Genomic DNA, 22,957 nt, shown 5'->3' with positions numbered 1-22,957 from the left:
AATCTGCTACAAAATGTCAACAGGGAAATGGAATTTTTTTTAAAAATCCCATTTCCCTGTTGTCCGCCCTAAGGAGTTTCATCCCTGTTGGGCAATTTTGTCATCCACAATGCCGTTTTTTCCGCTGAGCAGGTATTCCACACATTCCAGAAGGGTCTGGGTCATGTTCACCTGCCAGAACTGCCCGGCTTCCGTCAGCTGGTAGACCCAGCCATTGTCCTGCCACAGCCCGTAGTCTTCCCACAGCCTGCCCAGCCATGCCAGGGCTGCCAATTTGGGATATTCCTGTCCCAGGCCGGCAATATCCAGCCGGCACTGGTTCATCTGGGCCTGGATCCGGTCCGCGATCCGGGCCATGGTATTGTACAGGCTCCGCTTCCGGTTGTTCCGGGCCCAGTGGCAGAAGCTCAGCCGCTTGTACCCCAGGGCATCCAGGTATTTCTTCCCGAAGGCGAACATGGCGGTCTGCTTCTTTGTGGTAGCTGCCGGTGACAGATTCCCCCGCTTCTTCAGCTTGATCATGCCCGCCTCCGTTCCGGATGGCAGCATACGCTGCAGATTTCCTTCTTGCGGACGGCTTCCAGCAGGGTATTGCCCATTTCCTCGATGTTCAGGTGATGATCTTCATCCGCCGTTCAAAGTATCCATGGAAGCACACGGCCACAATGGAAATGCACAGCCCGAATACGGTGGTAATCAGGGCTTCGGCCAGGCCAGATGTGACCCCCATGGGATTTTCCATCCGCTGGGTGATGTGGTTGAAGGCTCCCATCATCCCGGTGACCGTGCCCAGAAGTCCCAGTACCGGTGCCAGGGTCACAATGATATTCAAATAGGGCAGGTTCTGTTCAAATTTGTCCAGGGCCCGCTCTGCCCGGTAGCTGATGAAGTTTTCCAGGAACTCATAATTTCCATGGCGTTCCATGACAATGGTGGCCAGTTTGGCAATTTCTCCCCGGGTGGTATCCGCCAGCTGTTTGGCCGCATCCCAGTTGTTTTCTTCGATATATGTACAGAACTTCTTGGTGAATCCCCGTCCGCTGTCCGTTTTCCGGAAGTACAGGGTCCGTTCCACCCCAATGGCCAGTGCAGCGATGGAGCAGACCAGCAGGGGCTACATGACCCAGTCCCCTTTGATGAAATAATCGATTCCTGCTGCAAACAGATTCATAGACGTCGTTCCTCCTGTATTTTTAACGTTAGTTTTAGCTAACCAATAGGTACCATTTACAGGATTTCTCCATACACCAGGACAGGTCGTTTCCGTCCCGGCAGTTTGACCACATCACAGTCCACCTGGTAGACTTCCTTCATCATCCGGGGCGTGATAATTTCTTCCGGTGGCCCTTCCGCATACTTTTTCCCGTCCTTGATGACTACGATCCGGTCGCTGACTTCCATGGCCCAGTCCACCACCCGGTCATCTTCCTCCGTATTGCCCCCGTGCCAGTTCTGGTAGGGTACACGTCCAAAGCTCACCAGATCCCGTACAGTGAAATCCAAGTGCTGCCCAGGCCCAGGGCCAGCAGGCAGAGCGCCCCCAATACCATCCATTTTTTACCCATAAATTAATTTCTCCTAACTATACAGTAGCATAATCTAGTGGCTTATTCATTCGTCATTATCTATAAGTTAGTATAATCTAACTAAATATGATATAACTATACCATCACATAGAAAAAATATCAAAAAAAATATGACCCTCCGGGTGACCTGGCGACGGTCTCCCCTTACGGGTAGACCCTACGCATGATTTTGCGAATTCCGTTTTTATGCGTAGGAACGTCCGAATCCAGGTATCCCGGAGGGTATATTCTGTTAAAATTTGCCCCGGCAAATTTATCCTTCGGCGTATAACCTATGACGTATGACAGGGGTGTGGAACTTCCACACCCCTGTTTTCCTTACCATTTCAGCTCGATTCCGGCTTCCCAGGTGCGGCCGTACAGCCCCATCAGGTCCTCCCGTCCGAACTTCTTGTCGAACAGGTTGTCCACCCCCAGCTGCAGGGTGGTCCGGTGCCCCAGGTCCTTCACGGCGTGGAACCCGGTCAGGCTGTACGTATACTGCCTGCCGTCGTCGTTCAGGTAATCCCGGTACCACCGGTTGTCCAGGATCAGGGTCCAGGGATGGGCCCCGCCGTCCTTCCAGGAAAGTTCCACATTGCCGCTGGTGCGGGCGTCCCCCGTCAGCCGGCTGTGGTCCTTCCGGTTCCGCGCATCCAGATACGTGTACCCGGCCCCCAGGCTCCAGTGGCGGTCGAAGGCGTACTTCCCCTCGGCCTCCATCCCCTGGGTCTGTGCCTTGTCGATATTTTCGTACTGATACCGCAGCCGGCCGCCGTAGAACCCCAGCAGATGGGTCCGGATCATATCGTCGATTTTATTGTGGAAATACCGCACGCTGCCGCTGCTCTTGCCCCGCTGCATCTCCAGGGCGAAATCGAAGTCCCGGGATTTTTCCGGCCGCAGGTCCGGATTGCCATCCACCTCGTATACCATGCCCATGGCCCGTTCCATACGGGCGTACAGCTCGAAGATGGTGGGCGCCCGGTAGCCCCAGCCGTAATTGGTCTTCACGGACAGGCCCGGTGTCACCTTCCAGGTGAGCCCGGCCCTGGGCGACCAGCGGCCACCGAAGCTCTGATAATGGTCGTACCGGAGCCCGGGCACGAAATACACATTGCCGCCCAGGTCCCACTCATCCTGCAGGTAGGCCCCGCTGGTCTCCACCTGGGCCGAAGACCAGGGCTTGGCCTGGCCGCCGGACCATTCCAGCCGGTAGTCCCCGGTGCCCCGGCCCATGCGGGTGCCCCCGGCCTTTTCCTTCCTGTATTCCGCCCCGTAGGTCAGGGTGTGCCGGTCACTGGCCGTATAGGCATTTTTGAATTCCGCACCCCAGGTCCGGTATTCACTGTGGTCGAAATCCCGTCCCAGCAGGGGCGTGGCCGTGTGGGACTCCTTTCCCAGCCGGTTGGTGTACAACAGTACATTGTAATCATTCCGGGCATCGCTACCGCTGTAGCGCAGGTGGTAGTCCTGCCGGTTGTTGTCATTCCATTCCCGGCTGGCCACGGAGCTGTAGCCGTGCATGGGCAACTTTCCCGCCGCCGTATCCTGGCGCAACTGCTCCCGCAGGTACGAAGCCCCGAATTCCAGGCTGCGACTGCTGTCGAACCGATACGTCCCCGTAATGTCCAGGAACCGCCGGGGTCCGTAGAAATTGGAATAACCCCCGTTGGTCATTTTCCGCAGGTCCTGGAGCTTGGCGTCGACGGAAAGGTCCAGCTTGCCCACCTTGCCCGTGGACACGCCACCGTACACCGTTTTTTCCCGGGTACCGATCCGGGTGCCGGCATAGCCCCCCGCCCGGCCGGGTTTCCGGGTGAAAATCTGGATGACGCCACCCATGGCATCACTGCCGTACAGGGCTGAAGCCGCACCCCGCACCACTTCGATGCGTCGCACCCGATCCAGGTTCAGCCGGTTCAGTTCGTACACATTCATGGTCTGTGGCGAATCTTCGCCGGCCAGTCGCCGTCCGTCCACCAGGATCAGGGTACTGCCATTGCCCATACCCCGCAGGGACACCTTGTTGCCGGTCATGCCCCCTTCCACCACGTTCAGGCCCGGAACCCGCTCCAGGGCATCCCGTACCGTCAGGGCCCCGGTCTTTTCCCAGTCTTTTGGCGTCAGCACCGTCACCCCGGCCGGCACCCGGTCCTCCCCGGTGGCGTTCCGGGTGGCCGTGATCACGATTTCCTGAGGTGCCGCCTGGACCGCCGTACAAACCAGCAGCACCAGAGCGGGGACCCCTCCCCACAGCAGCTTCCTTTTCCGCATCAACTTACGCCTGTACCTTCACCACGATCTTCTTCACCGTTTCCGGTCCCTCTCCAAACCAGCAGTTGGGCCGATGGACTTCCCAGGGGAAGAAAATGGCGAAATCTCCTTTCTCCAGCTTCACAAAGTTCTCTTTTCGGATGCTGCCATAGAACACCACATCGTCCTTTTCCCGGCGGTCCTCCGTCAGGTCGCTGGCGTTTTCCACATCCGTGTACCCGATGGATTCCCGGCCGGCGCCCAGGATCTGGATATCGATGTACCTGAAATGCTTTTCCGGCCGCCGGTCCGCCACAGGCTCCGTCTGGTAGGTATTCACGCTGGCGAAGACAGCCTCTCCGTCCAGCGGGGTCTTTCCATTGGGCAGGGAGATCACATCCACTTCTTTCAGAAGTTCCAGGGCTTTCTTCACGTTGCCTGCCACCTGGGGCAGCAGACGATCCAGTTGTGCCAGGTTTCCAGTAATCATTTGGTTTCCTCCTCTTGGGGCAGCAGCGCCTGCAGTTTGCTGTACACCCGCAGGGCATTGTCATAGAAGAATTCCTGATGGTGTTCTGCCGGCACCACCAGCTTCATGGTATCGATATAGCTGCGGATGTTGATCAGGGGCCAGTCGGTGCCATACAGCACTTTGTCGTACCGGTCCACATAATCCAGCCACATGCGCAGGTAGCGGAAATAGTCCCGATGTTTCTCATAGAACTGGGCCCCGTCGAACTTGCCTTCCAGAAGGCCCGACAGATCCACATACACATTGGGGTTCTTGGCCACCACTTCCATGGCGTCCAGGATCCAGGGATTGCCGCAGTGGGCGATGACGAACTTCACCCGGGGGAACTGGCTGGCCACCTCGTCGATGGTCAGGGGATGGGCATATTTCAGCATCCCATGGCCCCCGGCCGTATCCCCCGTATGGAATACCACCGGTACATCGTAGGCTTCCGCCAGTTCATACAAGGGAAAATGGACCGGGTCATAGGCATACACCTGACAGTACCCGGTGTAGATCTTAATGCCCACGCACTGGGGTGTCTTCAGCAGCTGTTCGAATTCCAGGGCCGTCTGCTGGCAGTTTCCGTCATTCAGGGCTTCGCTTTCCACCCCGGCGCAATATGCGATCTCTTTGGGCTGGTTGTATTCCGTCAGGGAAAAATCCCCGGCCAGATCCGGTACCCGGGGGGTCACACCCCCAAAAAACGACGGCCAGATCGGTGCATTCCCCATGGCCACGCTCATGACCACATTGTTTTCCTTACAGGACTTCAGATAGTTCTCCACCGTATTTTCATGGCCTGCGGCCCTGGCATCTTCGTCAAACGACGCACAGCGGAAGAAATGCATATGGGCATCAATGATCTTCATTTGCGTTCCCCTCTTCTCGTAAAAATATCCATAAAGGCTCCTGTCGGCTCTCCTCCGGCAGCACCTTCTGCAGAATCTTTTTCTGTTCCTCCCACAGGGACAGGGTGCTCTGCAGGATTCCCTGCTGGAACCGCACTCGGGTACTGCCGGCGCCCACCACACGGATACCACCGGGATGGAGCCCCACTATATCCTGGGCCAGCTGAATGGACCATTTGTCCGTCTGCCCCACCCGTTGCCGGTCGATCTGCGTCACCACCAGCAGGTCGGCGCCGGCCTGCCGGGCCTTCTGCCTTAGCTCCTCCTGAGGCCAGGGTGCATTGCCCTCCGCCCGATGCTGGTAGTCCAATACCACATACCGGGGCAGCAGGCTGCGGTATTCATCCAGCAGGAATTTCCCCAGGTCCGGGGAATACCGGGTATCGGCCCCATGGTCCTGACTGATCAGCACCAGGGCCACCAGCGGACCCTTGCCTTCCCGTTTTTCCAAGGGCACCGGCTGCCAGATCCCGTTTTTCTCTGCCTGTTCCCGTTCTGCATAATAATCCTTCACCGCCAGATCCAGATAATAGGAGATGGGGTGCTGGTAATCGGTGTAGGTTCCGGAAAGCGCGTATTCCTTTTGCCGGCCGAACTGTTCGTACCCTTTGTAGAAGGTCTGGAGCGCGCCGGGTACCGGATCCAGGGAAGTGACCACCCGTTCCAGCTGCAGCCGGCTGCCCACCTGCCGGGCAAAGGCTCCGTTTCCCACAGCCGGAGCCCCGAAGGTGATCACAGGCAGCTGGGATGGATCTACTCCCCGCTCCACCAGTTCGCTGCCCAGCAGGGTTGCACCGGCCCCGCCCAGGCTGTGGCCGGTGAGCAGCAGTTTTTCTTTGGGATGGCTTTGATAAAAGGCCACCAGGTCCTCCGGTCTTCCGTCCCCGTCTACATCCACTGGCTGGGAAAGGACCGCCCGGGCATACCGGAGAAATCCCTGGTGGACCGCCGGTCCTGAGGTCTCTTTGTTGTCCGCCAGGGGCTTTCCCCCGGGGAAAGTGACCTTCCGGGTCTTCAGGTTCAGCTGCCAGTCCTTTTTGGAGGCACTGCCCCGCAGGGCCAGCACCGTCCAGTTCTTCCCATGGAGAGGCCGGTCACTGCGGGCCAGGGTAAAATGGACTTCTGTATCCCCGTCCTTCACCGTATAGGGAGTTATCTTCCAGCCGTAATCGGCCAGATACCGGCTTTCCAGGCTGCTGTCCGGACTGTAGCTGCCGGCACAGACCGCGGCAGCCATAGCCGTCATGGAAGCCCGTTTCACAGGCTGGTCCGCTCCGGCCCCCAGACACAAACGGGGCACTGCCAGTAAGACCAGGAGCAGGCCCTGCCGGAACCTGTACCCCTTTGGGAGAGCCTTGCCCAAACCCATCTCAGGCTCTGGGGTTCCGGGCATTCAGTTCCCGAAGATCCGACTGGCTCAGGCGGATGTACACCGGGCCATCCAGCAGGCCGCCCACTTCGCTGGTCTGGAACAGGATGGAGATGCTGCCGTCCGGATTCAGGAAAAAGTCTTCCGGCACCCGGGTGACCTGCTTATCCGGATGGATCTTCACATCACTGCTGTTGTAGCACTGGCTGGCCAGATAGCCGTTCAGGTCGGCCACCGTCACCCGCACAAAGGCAGACAGGGGCAGCCGGGAACCGGTATCCAGTTCATAGACCACACCCCGGGTCCTGACTTTATTTTCATTGCCTTCCGAACGCAGGTCACTGAGGACCAGAGAGACCAGCTGGTTGTCCTCATATTTGGTTTCATACCAGGTGCGTCCGGAGGTGAATTTCCGATCCACAAAACCGGCACGGAAGTCATCCATGAAGGATTTGATGTCTTTATTGATCAGGCCGTCTGCCTTTTTGTTTTTGGTTTCCACCACGGGCCAGGTCATTTCCAGATCGGCGATCCGGGCCTGTTCGCTTTCTACTTTGGCAAAAGCCGGTACGGAAAGGCTCAGGCAAAAGGCCAGAGCCGCCAGCATTGTTTTTTTCAACATGGGTCACACGCTCCTTTTTCACTGCAGGATTACGGGTATAGTATAACACAAAGAGGGAGCTGCCGCATATGCGACCGCTCCCTCTTCCCGCTTTCAGTCCTTCACCTGATCCACTGCATACGATGCAATGGCCAGGCTGGCTGTGAGCCCCGGGGATTCGATGCCCACCAGATCGATCAGGTTGGGCAGGCCCCGCCGGGCTTCATTGGTGATGACAAAATCCGTCCACTTTCCCCCGGGTTTCATGGTCTTGGGCCGGATCCCGGCCATATCTGGATTCAGGTCTTCCCGTTCTACAAAGGGCAGATAGCTGTGGGCCGCCTGGTAGAACTGTTCCAGATGGGACGGGTCCACATTGTAGTCGGTCCTGCTGTCCACATATTCCGCACTGGGACCCATCTTGCCCATACCATCCAGGCTCTTGGTCATGTGGATCCCCAGGCCCTTCAAATTCTGTGCCGGCGGCGGATAGACCAGATGCTGGATCAGCCGGGCCTTGCCCGGCGCCAGGGAGAAGTATTCCCCCTTGCAGGGATAGATCCGGTAGCCGGCGGCATCGATGTCGATGCCCAGCTGTTCCGGGATGGCATCGCTGTACAGACCGGCACAGTTGAACAGCACCTTCGTCTCCAGATCGCCCTCCCCTTCCGGGTTCCGGTAATGGACCGCATACCCATGGGCGCTTTTCTTCACCTGCAGGACTTCATGGGCATAGCACTGCAGCACCCCCTGGGCTTCCGCCATACCTTCCAGCCGGGCCATGAGCTGGTGGGAATCGATGATGCCGGTGGTTTCCGAAAACAGGCCGCCGGTGGCTTCGATGGCCGGTTCCAGCTGATGGACTTCTGCTCCATCCAGCCAGCGCAGGCCCGGCACCCCGTTGGCCTGGCCCTGTTCATAGATTTTCCTCACCGCTGCTTCCTCATCGCTGTTGCGGGTAATGATGATCTTTCCCAGCTTCTTGTGGGGCACCCGGTGGGCTGCACAGAACTGGTACAGCATCCGATTGCCCTCCACACACATTTTCGCCTTCAGGGAACCGGTGGGATAGTACATGCCCCCGTGGATGACTTCGCTGTTCCGGCTGGAAGTTTCCTGGCCGAACCGGCCATATTTCTCCACCAGCAGGATTTCCCGATCCGGGTAGCGGCGGCTCATTTCCACGGCTACGGCCAGCCCCACCACGCCAGCCCCGACAATGACAACATCCGTTTGATCCATGGATCAGCCCTCTCTTTTCTTATAGAATCCATAATGTTTTCATTATAGCATAAATTACGAAAAAGGGGATGCCGCAAAGCATCCCCTTTATAAAAGCTCGATAGCGACCACGTAGACAGTATCATCTTCCACCTGGAATTTCACGTTCCAGTGGTCAAAGGTCAGGCCGTAGACCCGTTTGGGATCCTTCTGGTAATGGGGACGGGGATCCTGGCTCAAAATGCCGATCAGCGCCTCCCTTTTCTCCTCCGGCAGTTTCTCCCCTTCCCCGGCAGGCATCTGCACCTCCAGGGTCCGGTCCGCTCCCTGGGCAAAACCGCTCCGGGCCTCCGGCCGGGCATCTGCATAGGGCACATAGGGTTTGATGTCATAGATGGGGGTCCCATCCATCAGATCCGCCCCCTTCACCCACAGGGTGGGTCCCTGGGGTCCCTCCCATTCAATATGGTCCAGCTCCACCAGGGACAGGCCCAGAGGGTTGGGCCGAAAAGGCGACCGGGTGGCAAACACCCCCAGCCGGGTATTTCCTCCCAGCCGGGGCGGTCGTACCGTAGGGGACCAGGTGTGGTTCCGGGAAAAGCCCCAGACCAGCCACACATGGGAAAAGCCTTCCAGCCCCCGCAGCATTTCCGGACGGCGGAAGCCTGCTGCCATTTCCACATGGCCCTGCAACTGGGGAACCAGACCGCTCTGCCGGGGCAGACCGAACTTGTCCGGCAGGTCGCCCCGGTACCAGGCCACCGGTTCCAGGATCAGCTGCCCGTTTTCTGACTGATTGGGATTGTCCATCACCGGTTGACCACCGTGTTCACGTTCAGGTCCTTATCCACGTAGAACCGGGTACCTTTCACGGACAATTCTGCCGCCAGGCCTTTGGTGGTCACCTGGTACATCCACATGCCCGGTGCCACCTGGAAAGATCCCTCCAGGGAATCCCCATGGACCCCGTCTTCCGCCGCAGCCACGGCCTGACCGCCGAAGGTCCAGCCCCTGGTGATGAAAGAATTGAAGGCATCTTCGTTCCCGAATACGAAGATGATGTTGGACTGGCGTACGCCCAGTCCCAGGCCCAGTTTCATTTCTCCCATCTTCATGAACACTTCCCGGCCGCTGTGCTGGTTGATGGCCCGGCCCCTTCCGTGGCCCCCGCCCAGGATGCCGGCGCTGTAGCTGGTATCCACGAACACTGCATACCCAAACGCATTCTGGATGGCCTTACGGGATTTGGGATTCCGTTTGTACAGATCCAGCAGGGCCCGGTAGGTCTTGGTCCGCAGTTCCGCCCGTTCCCTGTCCTCTTTGGTCACCGTGGCCGCCGCTGCCGGCTGCGTCCCGGAAGCCGCCTGCACCACCGCCGGTACCGCCCCCAAAGACGCAACGCTCAAGGTGAGTGTCGCCAGCAGCGTCGCTGCCATCGTTTTTGCTTTTTTCATAGAGATCACCTCATCCTGGTAAGATGTCAGACCGTCCTGACAGGCTTAAAGATGTCAGAAGCCAGCTTGTTCCAGAAAACCGACCGTCTGACTTTCTGTCAACTCGCTGACATCTGACATCTCAAAGGCCACAGCGTGGCCGCTCTGACTTCTTATTGAATTATTGATTCGGCTTCAGATACCCGCCGTTCTGCAGCTCATAGGTCTTGCCACCCAGCCAGCTGTTGGCGGGCGCTGCTGCATTGTAATAAATGGTATGGCCATTGCCCTTCACATTGGTCATGGACGGAGTTCCGTCCGTAAATGCATCCAGGTAGCAGTCGGCTGTCACAGACCAGCTGGAGGAAGCATCCAGGTTCACATCGGCTTTTTTTGCCGTCCGATCCGTATTGATGGCCCCGGACCAGTGGCTGCCGTTCTGCAGATCCATCAGGATGGTGCTGGCCCCGTCCACGGACACATTGCCGTACAGGCCCTGATTGTTGGCCATAAAGGTCAGATCGCCGCCGTTATTGGCCACATCTCCGATCTGACCGCCTTCCACCCGGATCAGGGTACCGCCCAGATACTGCATGGTGGTCATTTCCGAATAGATCCGGGCCGCCGTATTGGTCACATAGAACAGAGGCCCTTCTTTCAGGCTCCGGAGGGCAGAACCCTTGACGGAGAACCTGCCCAGAGCCTTTCCGTCGGTGCCGTTGTCCCGGGTCTTGTTCTGGTACAGCATCACCCCGTGGGTCCCGTTGCCGCTCAGGTCCACATATTCCAGATGGATGGCATTGTTGCCTTCCACCACGGCAATTTCACTGGCGGCCGCCGTGCCCTTTGCCTCGCTCAGTTTGATGCTGCCTTTGGAGTAAATCAGCGGACTGCCTTCGCCGGAGGTGTTGAGGGTGCTCTTGCTGACGGTAACACTGGCTCCCTCCGGTTCCGTGGCCAGGGCCGCAGACCGTACGCCGGTGGTCCCCACGTTGATGTTGTCAGCCGTAATGCTGCCGCCCTCCGTGGCATCCAGGCCCCGGGAATTGGTACCGGTGGTACGGATGTTGGAATCGTGGAGTTTGATGGTCCCCTTGCTGCCGGTGGCAAACACGGCATTGGCCCCATCGGCTTCTGTACGGATGGTGCATCCGTCCATGGCAAGAGCCCCGTCAGCTGCCAGCACGGCCGCATTCAGGCCGTGGAACTTGCTGCCCAGCACGTCGGTGGAAGCACCGCTTTTGGTGATGCCCCCGTGGGACAGGGTCACCTCCGCCCCATCCTTGACCAACAGGGCGTTTTCATCCGGTTTCAGGGACGCATAGCTGTCGGCCAGGGCTGTCTTGGGACCGCCGCTCACCAGTTTGGCGGCACTGTAGCTGTCCGCAGGCAGGGGTTCCGCAGCCGTGGCAGTTTCCGCGCCGGTGGTGACAGCCTTTTCCGATTGTTCCGCGGCCGTGGATGTGACCGCTTTGGCTTTCGTTTCAACTTTGGCGGCTTTCGCCGGTTTCACTTTTTTATGGGGTACCGTTTCCGTTTGGGCAGGGGCCGCTTTGGCAGCAGCTGCCTCCGTCTTCTGGGCTGCCCACGCATAGGGAGTGGACAACAGAGAGGCCATGACGGCCAGGGTTAAGATTTTAGAACTTTTCATGAAAATCCCTACTTTCGTGTGTAGACTTACTACATAGTATATCGCAAAAAGGGGGTGGGCCGCAAATGAACAGTCTGGGAAGTCACGAGTCTATAGTCACCAGTCGGCAGCCAAAGGAAGCCAGCTTCGCTGGCAAAAAAACAGCCCGTGGCTCATGGCTTGCGGCCCATGAAAAGTTCTTCCACTCTCCGCTGGTCCACCTTCCCCACGGCCGATAATGGCAACGCGTCGATTACTTTCCAGTACCCCGGGATTTCCGTGGGGAGCAGCTGCTCCCTCAGGGCCCTGCGTATCTGCTGCAATGTGGCGTCTTTGGCCAGTACCACGGCGGCGCCCAGATCCTCTCCCCGCTTTTCATCCTTCACCGGTACCACACAGGCATCAGCGATTCCTTCCGTCTGGAGCAGGGCCTGTTCCACCCGGCAGCAGCTCAGGGTAAGCCCGCCTTTGTTGACCACCTGTCCGGACCGCCCCTGGAAAATCAGGTATCCATCCTCATCGAAGTACCCCCGATCCCCCAGGGTGCAGGGCTGGGCCAGCCCCTCCACATGGTAGGGAGTGTCGATGTAAATAAGCCCGTCCCGGCATTCCACCGTAACCCCCGGACAGGGGCGCCCTACGCTGCCCGGATGGGCCAGCAGCTCTTCATAGGTGAGCCAGGTGATGTAATCCAGTTCGCTGGCCCCGTAATACAGCCACAACTGGCTCCGGGGAAAGAAGGATTTCAGCTGTCGGGCTGCCCCGGCTTCCAGCAGCTGGGACCCTGCCATCACCGTACGCACCGTCCGGCAGGGCTGCTGCAGATATCTCAGCAGCAGCTTCAGTTTTACCGGAACCAGGTAGATCAGGGTCACCGGGTACCGGGCCAGTGTCTCCACCCAGAGCCGGCTGTGAAGAGTGGTGCCAATGAGCAGGGTACCGCCGGCGTATACCACCGAGGACCACACACTCAGATTGCCCGTGAAACTCATACTGCCTTCCACAAAAGCCAGGGTATCCCTGTCGATCTGGAAGGCCCGGTTCTGCGCCGGAATGAACCCGGCCCAGCTTTCATAAGTCCGGAACATCAGCTTGGGCAGGCCGGTGGAACCGGAGCTGAGCACCCCCATGCACACCTCCGGCGCCGGTACGGGTGCCTCCGGATTCCCCTTCCGCAGGGTGCCATCATCAATCCAGCCGATCTGCCGCACCCGGCAGAGTTGGTCCGCTGCAGCAGGAGACAGATCTGGATGGCCCAGTACCGGTACCCAGCCGGCTGTTTCCGCGCCCAGGAAGGCAATCAGCTGCTCCACCGGATCCTGCCGCACAATCAGGAGGGTGTTACGGGGCAGGCCCTGGAATTGTCGGGCATAGGCCTTCATCTGTCGGCATATAGCCTCATAGGTATACTGACAGTCTTTTTCAATGAAAAAAGGTTTCGCCGGCTGCACCGCAGCCCAATGCTCCACCCACTGTGCATAATCCATCTGTTCCTCCCCCTGTCTCCAGGATCACCGCGGCTCCTGTCCCTCCGGCACCGGCAATGGCGCACAGAGCGCGCCTTCCGCCCTGTTGTTTCAGGGCCGCCAGGGCATGGATCACTAGCACGGCACCGCTGCACCCGTAAGGATGACCATAGGCCAGGGCCCCGCCCAGGGGCAGGTACCGGTCCACACAGTCCGGATGCCGCCGGGCAAACAGGGCAGAAATCACGGCAAAAGCTTCATTGTATTCGAAATCATCCACATCACTGACGGTCAGCCCCGCTTCCTCCAGGGCCTTGTCCCCTACGGCCAGGGCTCCCAGGGGGCTGAACCGGGGCTCCACCCCTGCCATGGTCACATGGACGATACGGGCCAGCGGTTCCACGGTCCGTCCTTCCCGGGACCACTTTTCCAGCTGCCGGCCGGAACACAAAAGCAGAAAGGCCGCCCCATCCTGGGTCAGGCAGGCATTGGCTGCCGTCAGGGTGGGTGTGCAACTCTCCGTCTTCTGCCGTTCTTCCGGCGTCAGCAGGGCTTCCACTTCATCCTTCCGGAACAGGGTGGGCATCCGTTTGGCCAGCTTTTCATTCATCCGGGGCCGCAGGCTCTCGTCCCGGGTACTTCCGAACAGGCTCACCACATAGGGCGCCAGGGCTCCGCTCTGCCGGGCCTCCGCCGCCTTCTGATGGCTGCGCACCGCCCACCGGTCCAGCTCCTCCCGGGGCACCCGGTACACCTGAGCCGTCCGCTCCGCTCCCTCCAGCATGGTCCGGGGGCTGTCCGTATCGGGCGAGAACTGGGCCGTCATATAGCCTTCCGGTGTATACCGCGCGTCCCAGGGCTGGTACACCCGCCGGGGCTGCATAGAGGACGATTCCACGCCCCCCGCCAGCACCACGTCCAGCAGCCCGCCGCGGATCTGGCCGTACCCCAGGGAAAGCGCTGCCAGAGCCGAGGCGCACTGCATATCCACGGTCAGGGCCGGGGTACTTACCGGAAACCCGGCCTCCAGGGCCATGAGCCGGGTCAGGTTGCCGCCACTGCCCACGGCGTTGCCTCCAATGACCAGCTGAGCCTCCCTGGCCACCGGCACCTGGACGCAAAGCTGCCGGAGAAGGGCAGCGCCCAGCTTCTCCGGCGGAACTTCCTTAAATATGCCATTCTGTAATCCCAGGTGGCTGCGCAGCCCGGCCACCAGATAGACGTCACGGCCCTCCATATCAGAACCCGTACCGCTGCAGCCGGTTGGCCAGGAACGCAGCCAGTACCACCTTCAGGGTATCCCCGATCAGGAAGGGGAACACGGCCATGACCAGAGTCTTCCACACGCCCACTTTGGCCACCGCGTACATGCTGATGCAGCCGCCGATGTAGATGATGGGCATGCCCACGCAGATGCCGATGGCCACCAGTTTCTTGAAGGAACGGCTGTTGCCCCGCACAGCGCTCATGGCGATGGCCGCCACCAGAAAGCCCAGGTTAAAGCCCCCGGTAGGCCCGATCAATTTGATCAGCCCGGACGTACCGCCCACGAACACCGGCACCCCCACAGCCCCCAGCAGCAGGTAGATGCCCAGGATGATCCCTGCCTGTTTTGGTTTCATGACAAAGGCCACCAAGTTCACCATGATGGTCAGTGCCGTCACCATGGCCGGTGTAAAAGGCAGCGGAAAAGAAATGTACGCCGAGACGGCCAGCAGCGCGACACAGACCGCACTGGCCGTCATCACCCGTACCTGTTCCCGCTGGCCGGTCACTGCGGCCGCAGATGGATGCAAATTCTCTCTCATTTCGCTCATTCTTTTCTTCCTCCCTGATATAGATCATGTTTCCCGCATGGACGGGAACGTAAAAGGCCATATGGAACCGCTCCGGTTCTCCCAGCTGTTCGAACAGGCTCCGCCACAGCAATAACCCCTGGACCACCGGATCCACACCCAGATGGATAGGATTCGTGTCTCCGGTAACCCGGGCAAAGGCCCGCAGTTCCTCCGACGAAAAACTCCGCCAGGGGGTATAGCCTTCCAGGCTTCCATCTTCTGCTTTTTGTAAACCTATTTTTTCACTATGGTTTACCTTTTGGGCAAAAAAGAGCAGCTCCGCCTGGAGCCAGCCCACCTGTTCACCCCGTTCCCAGCCTTCCACCAGCAGCTGCTGATAATTCTTCCGCTGCCGCCGGCACCGGGCTGTGAACCGGGTTTCCGGTCCTGCCGTCTGGAAGCGCCGGTAATGGAGCCGGCCGATATAGCTGTTGTCGTAAGCGGGACCCTGGAACGCACCCAGGCCCCTGATGTATCCATCCATGTTTTCTTTCATAATACGTATAAGCGTAGCAGATTTTTGTTTTCTGTTCAACTGTTTTTACAAGCAGGTTAACGCAAATGGTTCCTTATTTTCTCCCTATCTTTCCGGTCAGGCAGCCTGCCGACGTTCCGGAAATTGTATAATCAAGGCATCTGAACAAAGAGGAGGCCTTTCCATGAAAATCAATGCCCGTTATGTGAACCAAGAATGGGCCGGTGGGTGCAAAAGTGCGTGGAAACACCCTCTCTTTCCCGGTAACTATGGTATCATAGAGAAAATACGGCACGGCAGGAGGGATGGTCATGAACCAGAAACAGCTACAATATTTTCTCGATTGCTGCGAAACAAAAAACATGCAAAAGACGGCGGACCGGTTTTTTGTCTCCCGTCAGGGCGTCAGCAAAATGATCCGGGACCTGGAAACCGAATTGGGGACACCGCTGTTCCACCGCTCCCAAAAGGGGCTGGAACCTACAGATTTTGCGTTTTCTCTGATTCCCCATGCCCGGAACCTGCTGGACGAATACGCGTGCATCACCGGCATGAACACCCTGGCCGGCCAGAAGCAGAACGTGGTCACCCTGTATGCACTGGACCATGTCCTGGAATACCTGTCTGCGGATTTCCTGCGGGATTTCCGGAAAGCGTTCCCCCATACGATCCTGAGTACGGTGGAAAGTACGGATACAGGAGCGCTCAACGGCCTGCTTGCGCAGGAAGCCGATTTCGCCATCACCACCGGTCCCATCGACAGCACCCGTTTTACCGCTGGCCCTCTGTTCTATTCCCGTTTCTGCTTCCGTATGGCCGCCGATCATCCGCTGGCACGCAAAGAAAAACTGACCTACCAGGATCTGGCAGGTCAGAAAATCATCAGCAAGGGGCGGGCGTACCGCTGTTTCCGCACCCATATGGATGAAAAGATTCTGGGTGCCGGCATCGCCGTGGATATTTTTGCCGAAACGTCGGATGAAACCATCGCTCTGGACCTGATCCGGAAGGAAGGGGTCATCTCCATCGGTTACGACTATATGGATTTGCTGCATCCCGCCCCGGACATCGCCGTCCGTCCCCTGGACGCTTCCGAATCGGGCTCGGAGCTCTATCTGGTCACCTTGAAGAATACCCTGCCCCGGAAAAGCGCCCGCCAGTTCCGGCAATTTCTGCTGGACTGGATCCCAGCCCATGGCAAAGATCAGATTGCCTGGCCAGGAGCTCAATATTCTACAGTCTCCCCGTCTTCCGGCATATCGTAATCGGTGATGCCCCGCTTCTGCAGACGGCCGCGCATTTCCATACGGGTAATGGAAGCATGGGCTACATTGTCAAAGTGCGTGAGGAAGAGCTTCGCTTCCGGCAGAGTCTGGTGGACGCAATCCACATCTTCGTCATCCATGATCAGACGGCCGAAGCCCACCAGTTCCGCAGCACAAGCGTTCAGCGTCACCACATCGGGCTTGTATTGGAGCAGCGTATCCTGGACGCCCTGATACCAGACCGTATCCCCGGTAACGTACAGTTTCTTTTCGCCGGCTGCCTCGAAAACCACCCCGCAGGCTTCACAGGATGCCTTGACCAGACCGTGACGGGCCGGAGCGCGATGCAGCGTCACGTTCCCGAAAGAGACGCCTTCTGCCGTCAGCAGACGGACATCCGTAAAGCCGGATTTCCGCAGGACCGCCGCATCGGCTTCATCCTGGGTGAAGATCGGCAGACTGTGGTCCAGAGGAGCACCGATGGTCCCCTGGGCCATATCCATGTCGATGTGATCGGGATGGATATGGGTCAGGATATAGGCGTCCACGCCGGCCAGGATGGATTCCACTGATTCCGGCAGACCGAATAACGGCATAGGGATCTGCTCCTTCACCGGATCCGGCACCGTAAACGGATGGCCGGGAATGGTAGCAACCGTGCCAATGCCATACTGCGGCGCCAGCCAGGGGTCAAGCAGGAATGTTTTGTCCCCGAATTGGATCTTATTGGTTGCGTTGCGGATCTGTTCGATTTTCATATGATCTACCTCCTAAAAGGCCTTCTCAAGGCAACTTGCTCTTTGGTTCGTTTCGTTGTGTTCATTATACAGGGAGAGGCGCTGGCAGGAAAAGAACAGAAATCCATGTAGTCCGCAACCATTTGGTTGTCAGTACATATTTTTCACAAATTCTTGAATTTACCACAGTAAAGTTCTATAATTTGTTCATATCTTCATAATCCATTTTATACAAGGGGGAGATTTGTATGACAGCCGCAAACGGCAAATCCCGGTCCACACTGGCCAACTACCGGGATCCCATCATCCTGATCACGTTCTGCGTCCTGGGCGCCATCCTGGGACTGCAACTGGGGCCCAAGGCCGCGTTCCTGAAGCCCATCGGCCAGATTTTCCTGAACTTATTGTTCTGCCTCATCGTTCCTCTGATTTTCTTCTCCATCGCCGGTTCCATCGCCAACACCAAGGATACGGGCAAGGTGGGGAAGATGATCGGCTACACCCTGATCATCTTCATCATCACGGCCACCATCTCCGGCGGCCTGATCCTGCTGGTGACCCACTTCACCGGGGTGCCCACGTCCTTTAGTGTGCCCACGGCTGCCGCTGGTGCCGCCGCCGGGAAACCGGTGACCATCGCGGACCAGATTGTCAACACCCTGACGGTGGGCGACCTGCCGCTCCTGATTTCCCGTTTCCACGTGCTGCCGCTCATTATCCTGACCATCTTCTTCGGCATCTGCGTCTCTATGATCGGCGAACCGGCCAAACCGGTGGTGGACTGGATGAACGCCATGAGCCTGGTGTGCTACAAGATGGTAGCCATCCTCATGAAAGCCGCCCCCATCGGCCTGGGCGCCTACTTCGCCGATTTGACCGGCACCTACGGCGTGGACCTGCTGAAGACGTACGGCAGCGCCATGGCTGTGTTCTACACCGTGGTGTTCGTCTACTTCTTCGTGTTCCTGGGCTTCTACGCCTGGCTGGCCGCCGGCAGCTGGGGCGTTCGGAACTACTTCAAGGTCATCCTGGCTCCGGCCCTGACCGCCCTGGGTACCCGTTCCTCCGCCGCCACCATCCCGCTGCAGATGGAAGCCTGCGACAAGCTGGGCGTGCCCCGGGAGATTTCTTCGGTGGTGGTTTCCATGGGCGCTACCTGCCACATGGACGGTGCCTGCATCGCTGTGGTGTACTCTGAAGTGCTGGCCACGGCTCTGTTCGGCCATCCTCTGGCCGGTTTCGACTTCATCCTGGCCCTGTTCCTGGGCGTGTGCGCATCCGTAGCCACCTCCTCCGTACCCGGTGGTGGTGCAGCCGGTGAAACCATGATCGTCTCCGTGTTCCACCTGCCGGAAAGCGCGTTCCCCATCCTGCTCATGGTCATCGAGCTGTTCGACCCCGGGTGCACCCTGCTGAACTCCTGCGGCGATACGGTGGTGTCCATGATGATCAGCCGCATTTTCTACGGCAAAGACTGGTATAAAAAGAATCTCAACGGAAATCTGCCCGGAAAGGAAGCTCTCGTCCATGAAAATTGATGCCCGCTATCTGCTGGAAGAACCGGAACTGGGTGACGCCGCCCTGCCCGACTCCCTGGAACTGGACCTGCCCATCGACGGCGACCGGATCCTGGGCGAAGTTTATCTGCCAGCCGGGGTCTACGAAGGCCCCCATCCCGCGGTGATTTTGTGCCACGGCATCCCCGGCACCAACAACAACGACGATGTGGCCCAGTGCCTGCGCCGGATGGGCTGTGTGGTGATCCGGCCCTACCACCGGGGTGCCTGGGGCAGCGAGGGGATCTACTCCTTCTCCCACTGCATCCAGGACGCCATTGCCCTGGCCCGCTGGGCCCGGGAAGAGGTGGCGAAAGCCTATGACATCGACCCGAAGAACATCTTCCTGGCCGGCCATTCCAACGGAGGCAACACGGTACTGAACGCTGCCCGCTACCTGCCGTTCCTGCGGGGCATCATCGCCTTCTGTCCCTACGACCACCAGGCCGGGCTGGAGCACATCCCCCACCAGGACCTGAAGACTGCCTTCGAGGAAGCCGCCGCTGTGCTCCATGTGGGCCGGTTCGAAGACCTGTGGCAGGACAGTGTGGAGCACGCCAGCGAATGGAGCTTTACCGCCAATGCCCATCGGTTCCAGGACCGGAACCTGCTGCTCATTGGCGGCCGCCGGGACACGGTGGCTCCGCCGGAATGGATGATCGAGCCCCTGTGGCAAGAGCTGGAAGCCATGCCCACCCAAAGCCATCATAAAAAAGTGCTGCTGGATACCAACCACGGCCTGGACAACGCCCGTCTGGAGCTCATCCAGACCATGGGCGAATGGATCCAGGAAGTCGTGGAAGACTGATTCCGAGCATAAAAATGGGGTGTGAAAAAATACTTTTCACACCCTGTCACTAGTCCCTAGTCTCTAGTCACTAGCCGATGGAAGCCAGCTACGCTGGCAAAATAAAAGGAGCTGTGATTCGCTCACAGCTCCTTTTTTTCGATCCACTCTTTCAGGACCACCGCATTGTTGTGTTCCGGATCCTTGGCACCGTAGAGAAGCGTTACGTTGCCGGCATCCAGGAACGATTTTATTTTTTCCAGAAAGGCACCACTTTCCGGACTCTTTTCCAGCTCGTCCTCATACTTCTGGGCGAAGGCCGGGAACTTTTCCGGATCATGGCCGAACGCCTTCCGCAGTTCGTTTGTGGGAGCGATGGCTTTCTCCCAGGCGGTCAGCTCTGCCTTTTCCTTCTTGATGCCCCGGGGCCACAGCCGGTCCACCAGGACCCGGCTGCCGTCCGTTTCTTCCGGAGCTTCATAAATCCGTTTCACTTGCAGCTTTCCCATGGAAAAGCCTTCTTTCTGTTATTTCGCCTGCCGTTTTTCCTTTTCGGCCACCTGTTCACAGGCCGTCAGAGGGTAGCGGTCGGAATTGTGATGGAACTCGATGCAGGGTTCACAGTCCTTATACCGGGGGCAGTCGAAATTCTTGCATGGGCAGGTGTCCGGATCGTACAGTTTAATCATCTCAGGCACCGAAGAACAGTCTCATGTCGTCTTCTACCGTGCCGATACCGGCAATACCGAAGTTCTTCACCAGGACGTTGGCCACGTTCGGGCTCAGGAAGGCCGGCAGGGTGGGTCCCAGATGGATGTTCTTCACACCCAGGTACAGCAGGGCCAGCAGAACGATGACTGCTTTCTGTTCGTACCAGGCAATGTTGAATACCAGAGGCAGGTCGTTGATGTCTTTCAGACCGAAGACTTCCTTCAGTTTCAGAGCGATCAAAGCCAGGGAGTAGGAGTCATTGCACTGACCGGCATCCAGGACACGGGGAATGCCACCGATATCGCCCAGGTTCAGTTTGTTATATTTGTATTTGGCGCAGCCGGCGGTCAGGATGACGGTATCCTTCGGCAGAGCTTTGGCAAATTCCGTGTAGTATTCACGGCTCTTCATACGGCCGTCGCAGCCAGCCATGACCACGAACTTCTTGATGGCGCCGGATTTCACAGCGTCGACCACTTTGTCAGCCAGGGCGAAGACCTGTTCATGAGCGAAGCCGCCCACGATGGAACCGGTTTCGATTTCAGTAGGAGCCGGGCAGGTCTTGGCCTGTTCGATCAGGGCGCTGAAGTCCTTGTGCCCGTTTTCGTCAGCAGCTACATGGTTGCAGCCAGGATAGCCGGCAGCACCGGTGGTCCACAGACGGTTCTTGTAGCTGTCTTTCGGAGGAACGATGCAGTTGGTGGTCATCAGGATGGGGCCGTTGAAGCTTTCGAATTCTTCCTTCTGTTTCCACCAGGCGTTCCCATAGTTGCCGGCGAAGTTCTTGTATTTCTTGAAGAAAGGATAGTAATGAGCCGGCAGCATTTCGGAATGGGTGTATACATCCACGCCAGTGCCCTGGGTCTGATCCAGCAGCATTTCCAGGTCTTTCAGGTCGTGACCGGAAATCAGGATGCCCGGATTCTTGCGCACGCCGATGTCCACAGTGGTAATTTCAGGGTTGCCGTAAGCCGTGGTGTTGGCTTTGTCCAGCAGAGCCATGCCCTGTACGCCGTATTTACCGGTTTCCAGAGTCAGGGCAACCAGGTCGTCCACGGATTTGGTATCATCCAGGGTAGCAGCCAGAGCGCGTTGGATGAAAGCATCCACTTCTTCGTCGTCCTGGGCCAATACGTTGGCATGTTTGCTGTAGGCAGACAGACCTTTCAGGCCGTAGGTGATCAGTTCGCGCAGGGAACGGATGTCTTCGTTTTCGGTAGCCAGTACGCCCACGGTCTTGGCTTTGGCATCGAATTCTGCTTCAGCACCGTTCCACAGAGCAGCTTCCGGCAGGTCAGCGGTGTCACCCAGCTGAGCCAGCAGGTCAGTTTTCACTTTCAGGGTATCTTTGATCCGGTCGATGATGGCTTCCCGGTCGAAGTTGGCGTTGGTGATGGTGGTGAACAGGTTGACAGTCACCAGATGGTTCACGTTGCGGTCAACGTTCTTTCCGGCAGCCCGCAGAGCGGTGGTCACAGCGGACAGACCCTTGGTCACGTAGATCAGCAGATCCTGCATAGCAGCCACTTCCGGCTTCTTGCCGCAGACACCCACGATGGTGCAGCCTTTGCAGCCGGCGGTTTCCTGACATTGATAGCAGAACATCTTGTTTTCCATTCGTTACTCCCCTTTTCTTCAAGAAAATTTTATTCAAAGGATTTGTTTCTCACTCGATGGCTCTATTATAGCCAAAGCAGAGCAGCAAATCCGTTGTTCAAACAACACATAAAGAAAAAAACACAAAAATTTGTACTAACTGAATCATATTTATCCCAATGCCACATCCAGCGTCATCATGACGGTAAACCCTAATGCGAAGGTGAGCACCCCCACATTGGAATGCTCCCCTTCGGACATTTCCGGGATCATCTCCTCCACCACCACGTACAGCATGGCCCCAGCCGCAAAGCTGAGAAAATAGGGCAGCAGGTGGCCGATGATCCGGGACGCCAGGATGGTCCCCGCCGCCGCAATGGGTTCCACGGCTCCGGAAAGAACCCCGCCCAGGAACGCCTTATGCCGTCCCATGCCCCCTGCTTTTAACGGCAGGGAAATGATGGCCCCTTCCGGAAAGTTCTGGATGGCGATGCCCAGGGACAGGACCAGGGCACTACCCAGGGAAATTTCCTCCGGATTGGTCACATACCCGGCGTAGATCATCCCCACAGCCATCCCCTCCGGGATGTTGTGCAGGGTCACCGCCAAGAGCAGCATGGTGGTCTTGGCCAGATGGGTGTGAGGGCCTTCCGGCTGGTCGCTGTTCAGGTGCAGGTGGGGAATCAATTCATCCAACAGCAGCAGGAGCAGGATGCCGCCCCAGAAGCCGATGACAGCCGGCAGGAACGCCCATGACCCCAGCCCGGCACTTTCCTCCAGGGCCGGGATCAAAAGGCTCCAGATGGAGGCGGCCACCATTACACCGGCCGCAAAACCGGTAAGGCCCCGCTGGACATTCTGGTGGAGCTGGTCCTTCAACACATAGACGCAGGCCGCGCCCAAACTGGTACCGGCAAAGGGAATGAGGATCCCCTGCCACACAGCAGTACTGAACATGGTGCCCTCCTTTCAGCGATTCGTTCAAAGCCAGCGTCAGCTGGCATCCTTCGGCTAGTAACTAGAGACTCG

23 protein-coding genes are annotated in these 22,957 nt (G+C 58.2%); 3 read left to right on the top strand and 20 right to left on the bottom strand.

Annotated elements, in window-relative coordinates; translation table 11 throughout:
* Positions 1 to 78: 78 nt before the first annotated feature.
* The 15 genes from BQ5462_RS04260 to BQ5462_RS04190 form a co-directional block, all read right to left on the bottom strand.
* Positions 79 to 549: a hypothetical protein gene (locus tag BQ5462_RS04260; protein ID WP_143038018.1), complete on the bottom strand. Its 471-nt coding sequence runs from the start codon at positions 547 to 549 to the stop codon at positions 79 to 81.
* A gap of 61 nt (positions 550 to 610) precedes the next feature.
* A complete protein-coding gene (locus BQ5462_RS04255) occupies positions 611 to 1,075 on the bottom strand; it encodes a MotA/TolQ/ExbB proton channel family protein (protein WP_235819572.1) in 465 nt (154 codons plus the stop codon).
* Positions 1,076 to 1,227: 152 nt separating this feature from the next.
* A complete protein-coding gene (locus tag BQ5462_RS04250; RefSeq protein WP_143038017.1) occupies positions 1,228 to 1,503 on the bottom strand; it encodes an ATP-binding cassette domain-containing protein in 276 nt (91 codons plus the stop codon).
* A gap of 401 nt (positions 1,504 to 1,904) precedes the next feature.
* Positions 1,905 to 3,842: a TonB-dependent receptor plug domain-containing protein gene (locus tag BQ5462_RS04245; protein ID WP_071142192.1), complete on the bottom strand. Its 1,938-nt coding sequence runs from the start codon at positions 3,840 to 3,842 to the stop codon at positions 1,905 to 1,907.
* A gap of 4 nt (positions 3,843 to 3,846) precedes the next feature.
* Positions 3,847 to 4,311, bottom strand: coding sequence for a NanQ anomerase/TabA/YiaL family protein (locus BQ5462_RS04240; RefSeq protein WP_071142191.1), 465 nt, complete (start codon positions 4,309 to 4,311; stop codon positions 3,847 to 3,849).
* Complete coding sequence (locus BQ5462_RS04235; protein ID WP_071142190.1) at positions 4,308 to 5,204, bottom strand: amidohydrolase family protein; 897 nt, start codon at positions 5,202 to 5,204, stop codon at positions 4,308 to 4,310. The genes BQ5462_RS04240 and BQ5462_RS04235 overlap by 4 nt, the downstream gene beginning before the upstream one ends.
* On the bottom strand, positions 5,191 to 6,612 hold the full coding sequence (locus BQ5462_RS04230) for a lipase family protein (RefSeq protein WP_071142189.1): 1,422 nt from the start codon (positions 6,610 to 6,612) through the stop codon (positions 5,191 to 5,193). Before BQ5462_RS04230 ends, BQ5462_RS04235 begins: the two co-directional genes overlap by 14 nt.
* A gap of 1 nt (position 6,613) precedes the next feature.
* Positions 6,614 to 7,234, bottom strand: coding sequence for a polysaccharide deacetylase family protein (locus BQ5462_RS04225; RefSeq protein ID WP_071142188.1), 621 nt, complete (start codon positions 7,232 to 7,234; stop codon positions 6,614 to 6,616).
* A gap of 93 nt (positions 7,235 to 7,327) precedes the next feature.
* A complete protein-coding gene (locus BQ5462_RS04220) occupies positions 7,328 to 8,455 on the bottom strand; it encodes an NAD(P)/FAD-dependent oxidoreductase (RefSeq protein WP_071142187.1) in 1,128 nt (375 codons plus the stop codon).
* A gap of 87 nt (positions 8,456 to 8,542) precedes the next feature.
* The gene (gene tsaA, locus BQ5462_RS04215; RefSeq protein ID WP_071142186.1) at positions 8,543 to 9,244 is read right to left on the bottom strand and encodes a tRNA (N6-threonylcarbamoyladenosine(37)-N6)-methyltransferase TrmO; all 702 of its coding nucleotides are present in this window, start codon (positions 9,242 to 9,244) and stop codon (positions 8,543 to 8,545) included.
* Positions 9,244 to 9,888, bottom strand: a complete 645-nt coding sequence (locus tag BQ5462_RS04210; protein ID WP_071142185.1) for a YSC84-related protein — start codon at positions 9,886 to 9,888, stop codon at positions 9,244 to 9,246. The genes tsaA and BQ5462_RS04210 overlap by 1 nt, the downstream gene beginning before the upstream one ends.
* Positions 9,889 to 10,048: 160 nt before the next feature.
* The gene (locus tag BQ5462_RS04205; RefSeq protein ID WP_071142184.1) at positions 10,049 to 11,518 is read right to left on the bottom strand and encodes a hypothetical protein; all 1,470 of its coding nucleotides are present in this window, start codon (positions 11,516 to 11,518) and stop codon (positions 10,049 to 10,051) included.
* A gap of 152 nt (positions 11,519 to 11,670) precedes the next feature.
* Positions 11,671 to 12,984, bottom strand: a complete 1,314-nt coding sequence (locus BQ5462_RS04200; RefSeq protein WP_071142183.1) for an AMP-binding protein — start codon at positions 12,982 to 12,984, stop codon at positions 11,671 to 11,673.
* Positions 12,920 to 14,200: a thiolase family protein gene (locus tag BQ5462_RS04195; protein WP_083378063.1), complete on the bottom strand. Its 1,281-nt coding sequence runs from the start codon at positions 14,198 to 14,200 to the stop codon at positions 12,920 to 12,922. Before BQ5462_RS04195 ends, BQ5462_RS04200 begins: the two co-directional genes overlap by 65 nt.
* Position 14,201: 1 nt before the next feature.
* The gene (locus BQ5462_RS04190) at positions 14,202 to 14,780 is read right to left on the bottom strand and encodes a biotin transporter BioY (protein ID WP_012937770.1); all 579 of its coding nucleotides are present in this window, start codon (positions 14,778 to 14,780) and stop codon (positions 14,202 to 14,204) included.
* A gap of 807 nt (positions 14,781 to 15,587) precedes the next feature.
* Between BQ5462_RS04190 and BQ5462_RS04185 the strand changes: the two genes are divergently transcribed.
* Entirely contained in the window at positions 15,588 to 16,541 is a 954-nt protein-coding gene (locus tag BQ5462_RS04185) for a LysR family transcriptional regulator (protein ID WP_071142182.1), read from the top strand.
* Here BQ5462_RS04185 and BQ5462_RS04180 read toward each other — a convergent pair.
* Entirely contained in the window at positions 16,502 to 17,299 is a 798-nt protein-coding gene (locus tag BQ5462_RS04180) for an MBL fold metallo-hydrolase (RefSeq protein ID WP_071142181.1), read from the bottom strand. The two genes, BQ5462_RS04185 and BQ5462_RS04180, sit on opposite strands and share 40 nt — an antisense overlap.
* 227 nt (positions 17,300 to 17,526) lie before the next feature.
* Here BQ5462_RS04180 and BQ5462_RS04175 point away from each other — a divergent pair, with 227 nt between their 5' ends.
* The gene (locus tag BQ5462_RS04175; RefSeq protein ID WP_071142180.1) at positions 17,527 to 18,816 is read left to right on the top strand and encodes a dicarboxylate/amino acid:cation symporter; all 1,290 of its coding nucleotides are present in this window, start codon (positions 17,527 to 17,529) and stop codon (positions 18,814 to 18,816) included.
* On the top strand, positions 18,806 to 19,642 hold the full coding sequence (locus BQ5462_RS04170) for an alpha/beta hydrolase family protein (RefSeq protein ID WP_071142179.1): 837 nt from the start codon (positions 18,806 to 18,808) through the stop codon (positions 19,640 to 19,642). The genes BQ5462_RS04175 and BQ5462_RS04170 overlap by 11 nt, the downstream gene beginning before the upstream one ends.
* A 122-nt stretch (positions 19,643 to 19,764) precedes the next feature.
* On the opposite strand, the gene BQ5462_RS04165 is transcribed toward BQ5462_RS04170, so the two are convergent.
* The 4 genes from BQ5462_RS04165 to BQ5462_RS04155 all read right to left on the bottom strand — a co-directional run bounded on the left by BQ5462_RS04165 (position 19,765) and on the right by BQ5462_RS04155 (position 22,885).
* Positions 19,765 to 20,130, bottom strand: coding sequence for a DUF488 domain-containing protein (locus tag BQ5462_RS04165; RefSeq protein WP_071142178.1), 366 nt, complete (start codon positions 20,128 to 20,130; stop codon positions 19,765 to 19,767).
* Between the two features lie 18 nt (positions 20,131 to 20,148).
* Complete coding sequence (locus tag BQ5462_RS11230; protein WP_159429670.1) at positions 20,149 to 20,319, bottom strand: hypothetical protein; 171 nt, start codon at positions 20,317 to 20,319, stop codon at positions 20,149 to 20,151.
* Entirely contained in the window at positions 20,312 to 21,949 is a 1,638-nt protein-coding gene (gene hcp, locus BQ5462_RS04160; protein WP_071142177.1) for a hydroxylamine reductase, read from the bottom strand. The genes BQ5462_RS11230 and hcp overlap by 8 nt, the downstream gene beginning before the upstream one ends.
* A gap of 150 nt (positions 21,950 to 22,099) precedes the next feature.
* Positions 22,100 to 22,885 (bottom strand): ZIP family metal transporter, encoded by a 786-nt coding sequence (locus BQ5462_RS04155; protein WP_071142176.1) that lies wholly within the window; start codon positions 22,883 to 22,885, stop codon positions 22,100 to 22,102.
* Between the last annotated feature and the right edge of the window lie 72 nt (positions 22,886 to 22,957).

The sequence above is a fragment of the Acidaminococcus timonensis genome, assembly GCF_900106585.1.
GTDB lineage: Bacteria > Bacillota > Negativicutes > Acidaminococcales > Acidaminococcaceae > Acidaminococcus > Acidaminococcus timonensis.
This window is presented reverse-complemented; position numbering and strand designations above follow the sequence as displayed.

What these genes read in the sequence shown, in the direction of transcription:
- BQ5462_RS04245 (WP_071142192.1), bottom strand. Translation starts at nt 3,842, where the DNA reads ATGCGGAAAAGGAAGCTGCTGTGGGGAGGGGTCCCCGCTCTGGTGCTG.
- BQ5462_RS04210 (WP_071142185.1), bottom strand. Translation starts at nt 9,888, where the DNA reads ATGAAAAAAGCAAAAACGATGGCAGCGACGCTGCTGGCGACACTCACC.
- BQ5462_RS04205 (WP_071142184.1), bottom strand. Translation starts at nt 11,518, where the DNA reads ATGAAAAGTTCTAAAATCTTAACCCTGGCCGTCATGGCCTCTCTGTTG.
- BQ5462_RS04220 (WP_071142187.1), bottom strand. Translation starts at nt 8,455, where the DNA reads ATGGATCAAACGGATGTTGTCATTGTCGGGGCTGGCGTGGTGGGGCTG.
- BQ5462_RS04235 (WP_071142190.1), bottom strand. Translation starts at nt 5,204, where the DNA reads ATGAAGATCATTGATGCCCATATGCATTTCTTCCGCTGTGCGTCGTTT.
- BQ5462_RS04225 (WP_071142188.1), bottom strand. Translation starts at nt 7,234, where the DNA reads ATGTTGAAAAAAACAATGCTGGCGGCTCTGGCCTTTTGCCTGAGCCTT.
- BQ5462_RS04185 (WP_071142182.1), top strand. Translation starts at nt 15,588, where the DNA reads ATGAACCAGAAACAGCTACAATATTTTCTCGATTGCTGCGAAACAAAA.
- hcp (WP_071142177.1), bottom strand. Translation starts at nt 21,949, where the DNA reads ATGGAAAACAAGATGTTCTGCTATCAATGTCAGGAAACCGCCGGCTGC.
- BQ5462_RS04260 (WP_143038018.1), bottom strand. Translation starts at nt 549, where the DNA reads ATGCTGCCATCCGGAACGGAGGCGGGCATGATCAAGCTGAAGAAGCGG.
- BQ5462_RS04240 (WP_071142191.1), bottom strand. Translation starts at nt 4,311, where the DNA reads ATGATTACTGGAAACCTGGCACAACTGGATCGTCTGCTGCCCCAGGTG.
- BQ5462_RS04170 (WP_071142179.1), top strand. Translation starts at nt 18,806, where the DNA reads ATGAAAATTGATGCCCGCTATCTGCTGGAAGAACCGGAACTGGGTGAC.
- BQ5462_RS04195 (WP_083378063.1), bottom strand. Translation starts at nt 14,200, where the DNA reads ATGGAGGGCCGTGACGTCTATCTGGTGGCCGGGCTGCGCAGCCACCTG.
- tsaA (WP_071142186.1), bottom strand. Translation starts at nt 9,244, where the DNA reads ATGGACAATCCCAATCAGTCAGAAAACGGGCAGCTGATCCTGGAACCG.
- BQ5462_RS04230 (WP_071142189.1), bottom strand. Translation starts at nt 6,612, where the DNA reads ATGGGTTTGGGCAAGGCTCTCCCAAAGGGGTACAGGTTCCGGCAGGGC.
- BQ5462_RS04165 (WP_071142178.1), bottom strand. Translation starts at nt 20,130, where the DNA reads ATGGGAAAGCTGCAAGTGAAACGGATTTATGAAGCTCCGGAAGAAACG.
- BQ5462_RS04200 (WP_071142183.1), bottom strand. Translation starts at nt 12,984, where the DNA reads ATGGATTATGCACAGTGGGTGGAGCATTGGGCTGCGGTGCAGCCGGCG.
- BQ5462_RS04180 (WP_071142181.1), bottom strand. Translation starts at nt 17,299, where the DNA reads ATGAAAATCGAACAGATCCGCAACGCAACCAATAAGATCCAATTCGGG.
- BQ5462_RS04175 (WP_071142180.1), top strand. Translation starts at nt 17,527, where the DNA reads ATGACAGCCGCAAACGGCAAATCCCGGTCCACACTGGCCAACTACCGG.
- BQ5462_RS04190 (WP_012937770.1), bottom strand. Translation starts at nt 14,780, where the DNA reads ATGAGCGAAATGAGAGAGAATTTGCATCCATCTGCGGCCGCAGTGACC.
- BQ5462_RS04155 (WP_071142176.1), bottom strand. Translation starts at nt 22,885, where the DNA reads ATGTTCAGTACTGCTGTGTGGCAGGGGATCCTCATTCCCTTTGCCGGT.